Origin of the sequence: Caballeronia sp. GAFFF2 (assembly GCF_023631485.1) — a bacterium.
In the GTDB taxonomy this organism is placed as follows: Bacteria; Pseudomonadota; Gammaproteobacteria; order Burkholderiales; family Burkholderiaceae; genus Caballeronia.
In genome coordinates this window covers 409,529-422,996 of sequence record NZ_JALQDA010000030.1, presented here as the reverse complement: position 1 = coordinate 422,996, position 13,468 = coordinate 409,529, and the positions used below count along the sequence as shown (strand labels likewise).

At 60.3% G+C, this 13,468-nt stretch carries 12 protein-coding genes; 2 read left to right on the top strand and 10 right to left on the bottom strand.

All coding sequences use genetic code 11. The features are described 5' to 3' along the window. Positions 1-575: 575 nt before the first annotated feature. Positions 576-1,589, top strand: coding sequence for an FUSC family protein (locus NCT04_RS24120; RefSeq protein WP_250468021.1), 1,014 nt, complete (start codon positions 576-578; stop codon positions 1,587-1,589). Here NCT04_RS24120 and NCT04_RS24115 read toward each other — a convergent pair. The 8 genes from NCT04_RS24115 to NCT04_RS24080 form a co-directional block, all read right to left on the bottom strand. Beyond that, positions 1,586-3,412, bottom strand: a complete 1,827-nt coding sequence (locus tag NCT04_RS24115) for a sigma-54 interaction domain-containing protein (RefSeq protein WP_250468050.1) — start codon at positions 3,410-3,412, stop codon at positions 1,586-1,588. The two genes, NCT04_RS24120 and NCT04_RS24115, sit on opposite strands and share 4 nt — an antisense overlap. 86 nt (positions 3,413-3,498) lie before the next feature. Then, positions 3,499-4,641 (bottom strand): branched-chain amino acid ABC transporter substrate-binding protein, encoded by a 1,143-nt coding sequence (locus tag NCT04_RS24110; protein ID WP_250468020.1) that lies wholly within the window; start codon positions 4,639-4,641, stop codon positions 3,499-3,501. Then, the gene (locus tag NCT04_RS24105) at positions 4,638-5,357 is read right to left on the bottom strand and encodes an HAD family hydrolase (protein WP_250468019.1); all 720 of its coding nucleotides are present in this window, start codon (positions 5,355-5,357) and stop codon (positions 4,638-4,640) included. Before NCT04_RS24105 ends, NCT04_RS24110 begins: the two co-directional genes overlap by 4 nt. After that, positions 5,354-6,121: an enoyl-CoA hydratase/isomerase family protein gene (locus NCT04_RS24100; protein ID WP_250468018.1), complete on the bottom strand. Its 768-nt coding sequence runs from the start codon at positions 6,119-6,121 to the stop codon at positions 5,354-5,356. Before NCT04_RS24100 ends, NCT04_RS24105 begins: the two co-directional genes overlap by 4 nt. Beyond that, on the bottom strand, positions 6,118-7,467 hold the full coding sequence (locus NCT04_RS24095) for a phenylacetate--CoA ligase family protein (protein WP_250468017.1): 1,350 nt from the start codon (positions 7,465-7,467) through the stop codon (positions 6,118-6,120). The genes NCT04_RS24100 and NCT04_RS24095 overlap by 4 nt, the downstream gene beginning before the upstream one ends. Positions 7,468-7,522: 55 nt before the next feature. Beyond that, positions 7,523-7,924: a thioesterase family protein gene (locus NCT04_RS24090; RefSeq protein WP_250468016.1), complete on the bottom strand. Its 402-nt coding sequence runs from the start codon at positions 7,922-7,924 to the stop codon at positions 7,523-7,525. Positions 7,925-8,111: 187 nt separating this feature from the next. Further along, positions 8,112-8,735, bottom strand: coding sequence for a LysE family translocator (locus tag NCT04_RS24085; RefSeq protein ID WP_250468015.1), 624 nt, complete (start codon positions 8,733-8,735; stop codon positions 8,112-8,114). Positions 8,736-8,912: 177 nt separating this feature from the next. Then, positions 8,913-9,896: a DNA-binding protein gene (locus NCT04_RS24080; protein ID WP_250468014.1), complete on the bottom strand. Its 984-nt coding sequence runs from the start codon at positions 9,894-9,896 to the stop codon at positions 8,913-8,915. 189 nt (positions 9,897-10,085) lie between these two features. Between NCT04_RS24080 and NCT04_RS24075 the strand changes: the two genes are divergently transcribed. After that, a complete protein-coding gene (locus tag NCT04_RS24075) occupies positions 10,086-10,811 on the top strand; it encodes a DeoR/GlpR family DNA-binding transcription regulator (protein WP_244831370.1) in 726 nt (241 codons plus the stop codon). Between the two features lie 54 nt (positions 10,812-10,865). On the opposite strand, the gene NCT04_RS24070 is transcribed toward NCT04_RS24075, so the two are convergent. Together NCT04_RS24070 and NCT04_RS24065 are read right to left on the bottom strand one after the other, a co-directional pair. Next, positions 10,866-11,927: an ABC transporter permease gene (locus tag NCT04_RS24070; protein WP_244831369.1), complete on the bottom strand. Its 1,062-nt coding sequence runs from the start codon at positions 11,925-11,927 to the stop codon at positions 10,866-10,868. Next, a complete protein-coding gene (locus NCT04_RS24065) occupies positions 11,924-13,453 on the bottom strand; it encodes a sugar ABC transporter ATP-binding protein (RefSeq protein WP_244831368.1) in 1,530 nt (509 codons plus the stop codon). The genes NCT04_RS24070 and NCT04_RS24065 overlap by 4 nt, the downstream gene beginning before the upstream one ends. Between the last annotated feature and the right edge of the window lie 15 nt (positions 13,454-13,468).

Genomic DNA, 13,468 nt, shown 5'->3' with positions numbered 1-13,468 from the left:
CGAGAGACACAGTGGTTCCGCGATTTGCAGAAGACATGGCAGATACGCACCTTGTGGAACGCAAACGCTTGCCTTAGAGGTCATACGATAAGAGGATATTACCTAAAATGACACGCCTCGTGAACCCTCGTTCGGTACTTTCTGGAAGAAAAGCAAGAAAAGGGCTGTTCGAATTAGTCTGAGCGGAACAAATGACGCTAGTCAATCGCCGCTTAAGGGCAAATTGTACCTTTTTAATTTTGATGTCGTTGTTGCTAAGTAGATCTTACCTTTTGTTAATTTATTTGGCGTAAGGCCATGTCGGACGGTGGCCTCAGGCGTGAACTCTCATATCGTGGAATCATCGCATCAAAAATTTATCCGAGATTCGACTGTTTATACGAACGTGCGTACGCCAAAATCTGCCTTCATAAACGCGGTTTTTTCCGCTTCTATTTTTTTCTTAGCTCAAGCGCTGCATGAGAAATAAAGCGCTCCTCCGTATGGCAAACCCGCATTTCGTTCAATCGAAGCCCTCACGCCCCTAAGTGACCGCCCTATCGAATCGTTACCGACGCATTGATCGGTTCGATGCATTGCGCATCTGTCTCCAGTCCCTGATTGCAAGCGCGCTCGCTTATGCGTGCATGAAGCGGATGGGCTCGACGAGCTTGACTTGGGCCGTCTTCTCTAGTCTGTTCACCCTTCAGGCTAATTTCGACCGCAGTCTCAAACATGGCATCGGTCAGATGATTGGCGCGGTGGCCGGTACGGTTGTCGGTCTGGCGACCCTGCATGTCTTCCCGGATGCCGGCGACGCGATACTGCGGTTAGGCGTCGCCACGCTCGCAACATGCCTGATGTCGTCGATCTTCCCGACGACCAATTACAGCATCGTGGTCGCTGCCGCAATCGCGCTCGAGCCTTCGGCGGGCTTCGCGGGCGCCATGTCGCGTGCGGAGGCCATCGTGTTGGGATCTGCCATCGGCATCGTGGTATCGGTGAGCGTCTGGCCACAACTGGCGCGCTCGCGTGCGTTCGGCATCATGGGGGATCTCATCGACGATTGCCGCGCATTGCTGCATGCCTTGCCGATCTTGAGCGCCGTAGAGAACCGCGCATCCGTCGACGCCTTGCATGAGCGCTTTTTACGCCGTCTCGTGGACGCTCGCGCGGTCAGTAGCGATGCTCGCGTCAAGGCGCGCTTTCGCGCAGGACCGACGCTTAGTGCGGCGCTGACAGCGTTCGAAACCTTGTGGCATGGGCTGGTACTGCTCGATCGTGTCGGGGAATCGCAATGCAGGGTGCTTCCCGAAGATGAGCGCAAGCTGCTGCGCGAAAGCGTCAACGCAGTAGGCGAATGCGCGAGCGGCTACTTGGAACAACTCGCCGCGTACCTGCGCGACGGCGCCGCGCTTCCACCCAGCGAGCATTTTCTAAAGCCGCTCGGCGATGCATCCGCATCCGTCAAAGCGCGCTTCGTAGAGGCCGCCGAACGTCGTGATGAGTCGTCGCAACAACTGCAGGCGCTGGCTACGCTGTTATTCGCTCTCGAGCAAATCGAGGCGAACCTCAGGAACATAGGGTGGCTCTTGGAAACGAGATTCTAGAACGGCTGTCGAAGCGACCGCTCGATACGAATGCCGTGCCGCTTCATCTTCGCGTAAAGCGCGGGCTTCGATACGCGCAGCAACTTCGCGCAGGTCGTAACATTGAAGCGACATGCTTCGAGCGCATTCTCGATCGCAATGCGCTCGGCCTCCTGAAGCGACACTGGCTCTTGACGTGAAGCGTTGCGCGTATCGCTGCCTGGCTGCGCGCTCGTCGTACTGCGCAAAAACGGCGATACATCCGCAATGCAATCGCCTTCGTTCAAATTCACCATCTTCTCGACGAGATTTTCCAGCTCGCGCACGTTACCGGGCCAAGCGTGAACTTCGAGCTGTTGCAGCGCATGCTTCGAGAGCGATGGCGTCGGCTTGTGCATCCGCGTGCAGTATCGTTCGAGGAAGAATGCCGTCATTGCCGCGATGTCTTCGCGCCGCTCGCGCAACGGCGCAATCGTGATCTCGATTACGTTGCATCGATAAAACAGGTCTTCGCGGAAGGTTTTTTCCCGCACCATGGCCGCAAGATCACGGTTGCTCGCGCAGACGATGCGAACGTCCACCGGAATGCCTCGTGTATCGCCAATACGCGTGACCTCGCGTTCCTGTAACACGCGAAGCAGTTTCGCCTGCACGTCGATAGGCAACTCCGAAATCTCGTCGAGGAATACCGTGCCGCCATCGGCGGATTCGAACTTGCCTGGACGACCATCGCGCGCCGCGCCCGTAAAGCTGCCGGGCGCATGTCCGAAGAGTTCGCTTTCGATGAGCGCATGAGGAAGCGCCGCGCAATTGATTGCGATGAACGGCAGCGTGCTGCGCACACTCGCATTGTGAATGGCCTGCGCGAAAACCTCCTTGCCGACGCCGCTTTCGCCCGAAAGTAGGACGTTGGACGCGCCGCGCGCCGCCTTCTTCGCCGCATCGAGCGCGCGCTTCAAAGCGGCACTCGAACCGATCACACTGTCGAAGGTAAAGCGCGCATGGTTGCCCGCATAGCGTCCCGCCATCTTCCGCACACGACGCATCTCACGGAACGTGTTGACGACAGACACCACTTCCCCGCAGCGGTTTTTGATGGGAATGGCCGTATCCAGTAGATGAAGATGGCGCGCTGGAGAGTCGATTATCAACTCGCGATCAACATAGCCCACGCCGGTGCGAAAGATCGGGCCAATAATCGGCTCGAAGTCGATCACCTCGTTGAGCGTCTTGCTGATACTCGCTTTCGGATCGATGCCGAGAATACGCCCCGCCACCGAGTTGACGTGGCGTAGCACATGGCCCTGCCCGATCACCATCAAGCCATCGCCGATATGGTCGATGATCGCGCGTTGCTCTTCGACGAGCGTGTCGTACACGGCGAGATCGAAGGCGCTTTGGAGGAGCACGTCGAGCGTTGCACCCAGCAGCGTGATGAGGCTTGCAGGCGAGCCCTTGCCGTTGCAGCTTGCGTCAAGCACACGCAATGCGACGAGGAAAACACGTCGCCCATGCGTCTCGACTCGCAGCGCGAACGCCTGCGCAAACGATGCGGCGCGTCCCGCGAGCGTCAGCATCACGCAGCGTCCATCCGACATCGACGTGGCCGCTTCCGCCAACGCGGCAAGCTGCGCGGACGGACAATGCGCAAAGAACGTATCGCGTGTCGCCGCGTCCGCTTTCGTGAATTCGTCGATGCTTTCCAGCACGTGCCCCGCGCGATCCAGCGTGAACAGGCATACCCGTGCTTCGTTTGCGGCAAGCACGCGCGCGCTCTTCCATCTCGTGCTGGCGAGTGCCCCTTCGAGCGTGACGGTATCGGGATCGAGCGCGACGGTGGCCATGTCTTCCTGCAAGCGGTCGGGCAACGTCATCGAATATAGCAGTTCAAAATCCCGCCGCCGCACTGCGATTTTTCAGAGCGGACGCGTCAATCCTTCTGCGCAATCGCAGTGAGCGCGCCGCTGTTCAACTGATACACCGTGACCGGCGCATCGACCCAATCGCCGTTTGCATCGAAGCGCACGGGGCCGAGAATGCTCGTGAACGCCTGCTCGCGCAGCGCTTTGACGTACACCTCGGGCTTCGACGATCCCGTTTTCTGCATCGCGTCCGCGACGACGAGCGTTGCGGCATAGAACGCGGGCGCATAGGTATCGACGTCGGCGCTGAACGCACTCTTGAATTTCGTGCGAAAGGTCTTGCCGTCCGGTAACGAGTCGAGCGGCGCGCCGCCTTGCGCGCAGAACATGCGCTTGTCGGCGGCTCCGGCCGATAGCTTGTCGAATTCAGGCGAGCAAATACCGTCGCCGCCTACGAGCGTTGCGTTGATGCCGAGTTCGCCCATTTGCCGCGCAAGCGTCGCGGCCTGTGCATAGTAGCCGCCATAAAACACGACCTGCGGATTACGCGACTTGATCTGCGTGAGAATGGCCTTGAAGTCGGTTGCCTTGTCCGTGCTGTATTCACGCGCGACGACCTGCAAGCCCGCCTTCTTTGCGCTGTCGACGAATACATCGGCGACGCCAACGCCATAAGCGGTGCGGTCATCGATTACCGCGGCGCGTTGTGCATTCAACACTTTCGCCGAATAAAGCGCCATGCGGCCACCCATGACGTTGTCGTTGGTCGCGAGCCGGAAGACATAGGGATAGCCGAGGTGCGTGAGTTGCGGGTTCGATGACGCGCCGGTCATCATCACCACGTGCGCATCGTTGTAGATGCGCGCGGCGGGAATGCTCACGCCCGAGTTGTAATGGCCAATGACGGCGGATACGCCATCGTCCACGAGCTTTTGCGCTACGCTCACGCCTACTTTCGGATCCCCCTGGTCGTCCATCGAGATCAGTTCGAAGCGCACGGGCTTGCCTGCAATTGTGAAAGCCTTCGCATTGAGTTCGTCGATGGCAAGCCGTACACCGCGCTCATCGTCCTTGCCGCTTTGCGCCGCGCTGCCGGTGAGCGGCCCTGCCACACCGATCTTAATCACTTCCTGCGCGTATGCCGCGCGCGTTGCGCCGACCATTGTCAATGCGCATGCCATGAACGCCATCGCCAAGTTGAATCGTTTCATATCGTTTCCCCAGTCGCAGTCAATGACAGACCTTCAAGAACGTCCCGTACCGGCGACAGCGTGTCGAATTCGAAATCGGGACGTGGCTGCCACGTTCCGAGCGTCTCTTGCGTGCGATTGATCCAGGCCACCGCCATACCAAGAGGCTTTGCTCCGTCGATATCGGCCCAGCTCGCGAGCGAACAATGCAGCACGTCGTGCGCGTTCACCGCCAGGCGGTCGAGCGCGAGCGCAAAGATCGCCTGCGATGGCTTGTAGGCCTGCGCCATCTCCGCTGTTGTCACATGCTCGAAATAGCGTGTAAGCCGCGTGCGCCGCCACAGATCGCTGTCCATGTTGGTGATCGGCATGAGCGGATAGCGCGCCGCAGCCCAATCGAGGAATGGCTCAGCATCGGCGTGTGCCGGCGATGCTTCGACCAGATGCGAGAGGAACACGTCGTTTAGCGTTTCCATCGCATGGCCTTTACGCGCGCCGGGCCAGTGCGTATCGAGGCAATCGGCGAGTGCTTGTTGCGCGACATCGCGATAACGCGCGTATGCCTGGCCTCGATAAAGCCGCACGTTGCGGATGTCCCAATCGAGATAGATCTGAGAGACAGGTTCGTCTGCCTCGACCGAGATGCGCCGCAGGACTTCCGCCATGCCGAGCGTGCCGCCTTGATCCACATCGACGAGCGTGCCGAAGTAATCGAACGTAAGGGCTTTGGGACTCATTGCGACGTCTTCCTGTTCGCGAAGGCCTTCACGCGCTCGGCGGCATCCGGCAGCGCGAATGCCTCGATGGTGACGGCACTCTCGAGTTCGAGACTGCGAGCCAGCAAGCCCGACAGGTCGCTCGTCACCAGTTTCTTTAGCTTCGATACGGACGTCGATGAGCGTTGTGCGATACGTGCTGATAGTTCGAGCGCGGTTTCAAGTACGGCATCGCGCGGAACCACGCGATTGACCAAACCCATCGATAGCAGCGTCTGCGCGCTCTGACTTTCGCCGAGCAACCAAAGCTCCATCGCGCGTTGATGCCCTATCGCCTGAGGCAGCAGATGCGTGACGCCGCCCGTCACGAATTGCCCCCACTCCATCTCGGGAAAGAAGCACACGAGATCGTCCGATGCGACCACGATGTCGCAATTGAGCATCCACTCGAAGCCGCCGCCGACAGCATAACCATGCACCGCGCCGACCACGGGCTTGGCACCGAACATCAGATCGCGTGTGATGCGCTGAATGCGCCCGATATGACTGCGGATACTTTCATCGCTTTCGCTTTGGGCGTCGAACTCCTTGAGGTCGTCGCCCGCGCAAAACGCGCGTCCCGCACCGGTGAGCACGATGACGCGGCATGATGCATCGCCGAGCGCGCCTTGCAGCGCGTCGTGCAGATCGTCGAGCAACGCACCGCCGATTGCGTTCATGCGCTCTGGTCGATTCAACGTGACGATGGCAACCGGTCCTTCCATGTGTAGCGTCACGTCGCTCATGCGAGCTCCTTGTCGATCCAGCGCGTCTTGCCCTCGGTACGCGGAAAATGTTCGAATGGCACCATCGTGACCGTTGCGCTCGCGCCTATACGATTTCGTACGGCCGCCTCGATGTGATGCGCGGCATCGCCCCAGCGGGCGATATCGAGACCGCTCGCCGCTTCCACAGTCATCGCAATGCGGTCGTAAGGGCCATCGCCCTTGAGCACGATGCGAAACTGTCCCGAGGCCCATTGCGGCAGCGCTTCCACAGCGAGCCGGACGGCACCCGGAAAGACGTTGATGCCGCGCACGTTGAACATGTCGTCGGTGCGACCCGTCACGCGAAAACGCCATGCCGTGCGTCCATCCTCGCCGGCATCGACGGCAGTCACCGTCACCACGTCGCGGGTGCGATAACGCACGAGTGGCTGACATTGCTTGCGCAAATGCGTGCACACGAGCTCGCCCGTGACGCCCTCTTCCATGGACAAACGCGCGAGTGTCTCCGGATCGATGATCTCCGCGAACACGACATCCGCCGCATGAAACAAGAGGTCGTTGGTCCAGTCCGTCTGTCCGCCAAGAATGCTCAGAACTTCCGATAAGCCGAAGTTCGCATTGCGCACCTTGAAGCCCCACTTGTCTTCCATCGTCGCGCGTAACTCGGGGTTGTCGAGACCTGCTTCGCCGCCGAACAGTCCGAGCTTCAGGCCGAGTTCGCGCGGTGTAGGTCCGCCTGTTTCGCGCAACACTTGCTCGATAAGCGCGGGATACGAAGGCGTACAAGAAATCGCGTTGATGCCGAGACTCAGAATGGAGTCGATCAACATCCGCGTGTTGCCGACACCGAACGGCGCCACCGTCGCGCCAGTGGCTTCGAGAATGGTGTGATCGGTGAAGCCGCCGGTCCACATGCAATAGTTGAGACAGTGGATCACGCGATCATCGGGGCGCAGACCCGCCGCCCACATCGAGCGTGCGCCGACGCGGGCAATGTCCAATGCATCGCGTGTGCTGTTCGCGAGAATCAAAGGGCGCCCGGTCGTGCCCGACGTGCGATGCAAGCGCGCAATGGCGCTTTCCGCGCAGGCCACGTAATCGCCGAATGGCGACGCACCCTCCTGACTCACGCGCAACTCGTCCTTCTCCGTGAAGGGCAGGTCCTGCAGCGAATCGAGCGTGATGTCGTCGCGTTCGATCCAGCGTGCAAGCTTCGAACGATAGAACGCCGACATTGCACGCAGATACGTCCATTGCGTCGACCAGAGCGCGTCCTGATGACGACGCACGCCGGCTGACGGCAGCGTTTCGATGGCTTCGTCGAAGTACACGCCATGCGTTTGGGCAGTCACAGCCACGTCCATGTCTTTCCTCGGTTGAGCGGCCTTTGCCGCGAATTCTTCGTTATGGCGGGCACGCTCATGACGAACGGCGCTTCGCGGCGCGCGCCTCGATGACGCATCTCTCGACGATGGCCCGTGCATGGCTCGCGCTGCCGACGGGGCCGCCGTTATCGGCTGCGACAACGTCGAACCAGTACAGCGCGCCTTCGATTGCACGAAACGTCGCGGTGGCGGAGACATCGGCGCCATGTGGTGTCGGTGCGAGATGATTGAGATGCGTGGTGACGCCCACGGAGAGCTGCCCGTCGCGCAGGGAGTCGCGCATGAGTTCCGCGCAGGCGCGCTCGATAAGGGACAACAATGCGGGCGTGGATAGCACGTCGGGATAGCGCTCATCCGCTTCATGCGCGTGAGCAGAGGCGAGATCGGCGGATGAGACGGTATGCGTAAGCGTGGCGGTTCGGCCTGCTTCGATCATGGACGGCTCCGGTTTGTTATCGGAGCTATCAATGCAAGGGCTGGGCCAATCATGCGAAAGCCCCGGCTGGCGGGACTCGCCGCAAATCGCTGAATGGTCGAAAGGGCTGACCGTAAAGATTCTTAACGTTGCGAATCGAAACGGTCGTCGGCTTTGCTTAACGGGTTTCGATGCGACATTGTGCGTATCAACGAAGCGGCAGCATCGTCAGTCCGACGATAACCAACGCAGCACCGCCGCCGCGCCGAATCATCATGAGACGACTGTGGCTCGTGATACGCCGATGCACGGCATGCGTGACGAACGCGTAAGTCGACATCACAGTGAGCACCACGGTTGTATCGATCGCGATGAGCGTGGCGAGTTGCGGCAGTATCGGCGTATGCAGATCGACTAGCTGTGGCACGGCGGCCGCGAAGAAGCCGAGCGTGTTCGGATTGACGAGCGATACCGTAGCGGCCTCAAGAAAGATGCGCAGACAAGGCTGCCTGACGTGCGGCGTCACATGCGTGACCGCGGCTTGTGGGCCCTGTCCACGCATCGCGCGTATGCCGAGCCAGATCAGATATAGCGCGCCCGCTAGCCGCAGACCGATGACAAGCCACGGCGATGCGTTGAGCAAGGCGCTCAAGCCGAGCATGACGCCGCTTGCCATGACGAAGCGCGAACACAGATTGCCCGAGACCGTGAAGAGCGCGGCATACAGTCCGTGACGCACGGTATTGCGCACGACGAGCATGGCATTGGGGCCCGGGGAGCCCGTGGCGGCGAGCGTTGCAATGGAGAAGGCAAGCCAGGTGGCGGTAGTCACGGCTAGCTCCCACGCGTGGCGTATGCGTCGACGGAAGAGGCTTGAATACGTGCTGACATGCTGGCTCCCGAAACGTTTGCGATGGAAGCCATTGTTGTTCATGCGGATGCGCGCAGACACCCTCCTTGCGTTGGCATCGGATTGGCGGGAGCTGACTCACGACGCGCACTGAAGGCTTTAGCCGCCTTTCTTGCGTGCCGCGACGGTCTTTTTAACCGCGGGCTTACGCGTCGCACGCTTGGGCGTCGTCTTATCGATATCACGCATCGACTTGAGCTCGTCTTTCAACGACGCATGCGCCGTTTCCAGCGCTGCCAGTTTGCCTTGGAGCACGCCGGCATGATGACGGCCGTCGCCAACTTGCGCTTGCAAGACATCGACGGCACGGCGATGGTCCACATCGCGCTTGTCGGCCCGTTTGACCGCCTCGGCCAGTTCCTTTTGAAGCTTGGCCGTCGCGCTGCGTTCGCGATCGATTTCGAGCAGCGCGCGTTTCTCCGATGCTCTCAAACGCTCCTCGGCGCGGCTCGCCGTTTCGCGCAGCTTCTCGAGATCGCGCGAAAAGCCTTCGCGCACCTTGTCCAGTTCTCGGGCGCGTGCGCTTGCTTCGTCGTTGAGCCGTTTGATTTCGGCATCGACTGCCTTTCGCGTGGCCGCGTCTTCGGCGCGTTGCCGCTCCAACTCGCGAATCTCCGCCTGTGCGGCCGACAATGCAACCGTGCGCTGTTCCAGCGTCGTTTCCATGCGCCCCAGTTCCTCGCGCGCCGCAACTACCTTCTGCTCGGCCCCGGCGCGTTGCGCGTCAAGCTCTTCGCGTTGCGTGTTGAGTTCGGCCTGTGCCGACGTAGTTGCGCGCGTCCAAAGCGTGCCGATGAGTTCGCCAGCGGCATCGCTCAAATCCGGCGGCAGGTCCGGATGCTCGATGCGTACCCGGCTCTTCTCTCGCAACTCGGCCCAGAACTCGCCCAGCACCGATGCCGGCGTGCTCATGGTGCCGCGCCGAACCAGGCTGTAAAGGCGATTGGCCGTCGGCGGCACGCCGAATCGAAAGAACAGGAGCGTGCAGACTTCCCGGTAGAGCTCGCGCGTTTTCGGGAATTCGACTTTCAGGCGGTCAATGGCGGCGGCCAGTCGTGCGTCATCGGAGAGCGGTTCGGACATTGCGGTTTGGTCAGTTCTTGGAGGAGCAAGAATATAGCGTAGAGCGGCCGATGCTTAACGCTCGCTCGACTGCTTGGCCATATGGACAACCCCGTACTTACCCGCGCCAGCGTTCACACGCCGGTCCGCATTGTTATAATCCTTTCAACCCACGACTAAAACCTAACACCGCATAAAAGCCGTAATCCGATGGCCAAACCCGAACGCCTGCGCGTGCTCTCAAGCGCGCTCGAAAAGCAGAACGTGATGCGCTTGCGCGATGCAGCCGCCTTGCTCGGCGTCTCCGAGATGACCGTTCGCCGCGATATCGCAGCGCATCCCGGTCAATTCACTTACCTCGGCGGCTATATCGTCAGCGCGGCGGATTTGCCCAATGCAGCAGGCTATACCATCGAGGAAGAGAAGGATCACTTCGCTCAGGCCAAGGCGATTGCATCGAGCCATGCCGCGCATCTGCTTACCGATAGCGAGACCATCTTCATCGATTGCGGCACCACGCTTACCACGCTCGCGCGGCAGATTCCCACGGACATGCATCTCACCGTCGTGTGCTATTCGCTCAACGTGGCCGAGATTTTGCGCCGCAAGCCCAATGTCCGGCTGATCCTTCTTGGTGGCGTCTATGTGCCGTCATCCGAATCGTTTGCGAGCGATGAAAGCGTCGAGACGCTGAGGCGTATGGGCATCAACAAGGCGTTCATGTCGGCGGGTGGCGTGGATGAAGCGCGCGGTGTGACGTGCTGGAACTTTCACGAAGTGGCCATCAAGCAGGCGGCCATGGCAAGCGCGGTGGAGCGCCATCTCGTCGTCGATGCAAGCAAGCTCGGCAAGGTCAAGGCCGTGCGCTTCTCACAGATTTCCGAGTTCGACTCGGTCATCACCGAGGAAGGGCAGCGCAGACGCAAGCACGCGTAAAAAAGCCCGCAAAACGCTATGCGGGCTCTCTGCGGCTTCTGAACGACCAACCCACTACTGCCGTCGTCCGAGCGCGAACAACGTCCCTGCGACGAGAATGAATGCGCCGATGATCACCTTCTGCCAAGTGCTCGGCACGCCCACCAGAATCAGCACGCTGTTGATGAGCGTCACGAGCACGACGCCGAGCAACGTGCCCACCACCGTTCCCGTACCACCGGTTATGCGTGCGCCGCCCAAAATCACGGCGGCGATCACATCGAGTTCCGTGCCGACCAAGTCGAAAGGATTGGCAAGCCGGTTGGTCGATACATGCAGAATGCCCGCGACGCCCGCAAGCAATCCCGTATAGCCGAACACGAACAGATGGATCGCGCGCAAGTTGTAACCGAGCCGTTCGGCGATGGTGAGACTACCGCCCATCGCGTAGACGCCGCGACCCATCATCGTGCGATTGAGCAGCCACCATGTGACGACCGCCGCGATCACGAGCGCGAGCACGGAGACCGGCAACACGGCACGCAAACCATCGGACGTGTGATAGAAGAAGAGCGGCAGGCGTCCGAACGTATCCATGCTGTGCGGAATGTTCATGAAGAACTGCGTGCCCACGAAAGTCAGCAACAAGCCGCGATACAAATACTGCGTGCCGATCGTCACGATCAGCGAAGGCGCCTTCAACCGATGCACGAGCATGCCATTGATGATGCCAAGCAAGACGCCGCCCAGCGCGCCCGCGATCAGTATCAACGCGAACGGACACTCCGGCCACCATGCGAAGACGGCCTTGGTGATCGAATACATCGTGAGTGCCGCTATCGCCGTGAACGACACGTCGATACCGCCCGAAGCCAGCACGACGAGCGTACCCAGCGCAAAGAGCGATACGGTGGTCGCCGAATGCAACAAGTCGAACAACGTGGCGAATTGGAAGAACCGCGGGTTCAGGCCACCCACGATCAGACACGTTACGAGAATCAGACCTAGGGTGAACCACTCGGGATTGCGCATCAGCCGCGCATAAAGACTGCCCTTGCGCACGCGCGGCGCGACGTCGCTCACGGCTTGCGGCACCGGCTCGCTTCCCGTGCGGCGGATGGATTCGCTCATACTCATGCTGCCTCTGAAAGTAACGCGTGATAAAGCTCGGCCTCGCTCAGACGATCCGCGCGATACTCGCTCGAAATCCGGCCCTTCTTCATCATCAAGATACGGTCGCAGTTTTGCAGCAGTTCGGGCAAGTCGTCGCTGATCAAAATGATGCCGATGCCCTCCTTCGAAAGCCGCTGCATGATGCGGTAAATGATGTCCTTCGATCCCACGTCGACACCGACAGTCGGTCCGTGCAGGATCAGCACGCGCGGATCGATGGCAAGCCACCGCCCGATCAACACGCGTTGCTGATTGCCGCCCGAAAGCGATTGCACGGGCTTGTCGACGTCGGGCGTGGCGATCTGCAAGTCCTTCACGGTGCGCTCGGCAAGCTCCTGCGCGCGCTTGCGATCGATCTGACCGAAGCGGTCCCGCAAGCTCGAAATCATCGCGGTCACGACGTTATCGCGAATCGGTTTGTCGAGAAAAAGCCCTTCGTTCAGGCGGTCTTCCGGGACATAGCCTATGCGTTGCGTCTTCGCATCCGCCGGCGTTTGCAGGCGCACGCGCATGCCGTCGAGCGTGACCGTGCCCATGTCGGCGGGCGCGACACCTGCCAGTGCGCGCGCGAGTTCGTTACGGCCCGAATCGAGCAGCCCCGTCACACCGAGTATCTCGCCCTTGTGCAGCTTGAACGATACATCGGCGAACTGGCCTTTGCGTCCGAGCGCCTGCACGTCGAGCACGATCTGCGATGCGCCTTCTTCCCCTTGCGCGCGATAACGCTCGGTTGAAAGATGCTTGCCCGTCATAAGCTCGCTGATCTGCGCCTTCGTATAGTTTTCGATAGGACCTTGCGCCATTTTCTGACCATCGCGCAGCACGATCACTTCGCCGCCGATTGCGTAGCACTCGTCGAGCTTGTGACTCACGAACAGCACGGCGACGCCGTCGGCACGCAAACGCGCGAGCACGGCGATGAGATTGTCCACTTCCTTTTGCGTGAGCGACGTGGTGGGCTCGTCCATGATGACGAACTTCGCTTCGCTGGCAATGGCGCGTGCGATTGCCACGAGCTGCCGCGTGGCGAGCGGCAATTGCTCGATCAAGGTCTTCTGAAAATCCGCATCGCCCGGCAAGCCCACGGCTTCCAGCGCCCGTGCAGCGGTTTCGGCAAGCGCGCGGCGATCGAACGTGCGCGCGAGCTTGCCGTTGTGTTCGGCAAGCTCGGATGTGAGCGCGACATTCTCCGCCACGTTCATGTTCGGCAGCAGCGACAAGTCTTGATAAACGGTCTCGATACCCGCGGAAAGCGATTCGAGCGGCGATAGCCGCGCATGTCTCACGCCTTCGATCACGAGTTCGCCTTCATCGGGCGGTTGCGCACCCGAGATGATCTTGATGAGCGTGCTCTTGCCGCAGCCGTTCTCGCCGAGCAGATGATAGATCTGCCCGCGTTCAAACGAGAGGCTCACGCCACGCAGCGCATAAACGCCTGTGAAACGCTTATGAATATCGACGACTTCGAGGAGCGGTGTCTCTTTGGTCATGGCTTATAGAAAGCA

What these genes read in the sequence shown, in the direction of transcription:
- NCT04_RS24080 (WP_250468014.1), bottom strand. Translation starts at nt 9,896, where the DNA reads ATGTCCGAACCGCTCTCCGATGACGCACGACTGGCCGCCGCCATTGAC.
- NCT04_RS24100 (WP_250468018.1), bottom strand. Translation starts at nt 6,121, where the DNA reads ATGAGCGACGTGACGCTACACATGGAAGGACCGGTTGCCATCGTCACG.
- NCT04_RS24110 (WP_250468020.1), bottom strand. Translation starts at nt 4,641, where the DNA reads ATGAAACGATTCAACTTGGCGATGGCGTTCATGGCATGCGCATTGACA.
- NCT04_RS24105 (WP_250468019.1), bottom strand. Translation starts at nt 5,357, where the DNA reads ATGAGTCCCAAAGCCCTTACGTTCGATTACTTCGGCACGCTCGTCGAT.
- NCT04_RS24075 (WP_244831370.1), top strand. Translation starts at nt 10,086, where the DNA reads ATGGCCAAACCCGAACGCCTGCGCGTGCTCTCAAGCGCGCTCGAAAAG.
- NCT04_RS24115 (WP_250468050.1), bottom strand. Translation starts at nt 3,412, where the DNA reads ATGGCCACCGTCGCGCTCGATCCCGATACCGTCACGCTCGAAGGGGCA.
- NCT04_RS24065 (WP_244831368.1), bottom strand. Translation starts at nt 13,453, where the DNA reads ATGACCAAAGAGACACCGCTCCTCGAAGTCGTCGATATTCATAAGCGT.
- NCT04_RS24070 (WP_244831369.1), bottom strand. Translation starts at nt 11,927, where the DNA reads ATGAGTATGAGCGAATCCATCCGCCGCACGGGAAGCGAGCCGGTGCCG.
- NCT04_RS24090 (WP_250468016.1), bottom strand. Translation starts at nt 7,924, where the DNA reads ATGATCGAAGCAGGCCGAACCGCCACGCTTACGCATACCGTCTCATCC.
- NCT04_RS24095 (WP_250468017.1), bottom strand. Translation starts at nt 7,467, where the DNA reads ATGGACGTGGCTGTGACTGCCCAAACGCATGGCGTGTACTTCGACGAA.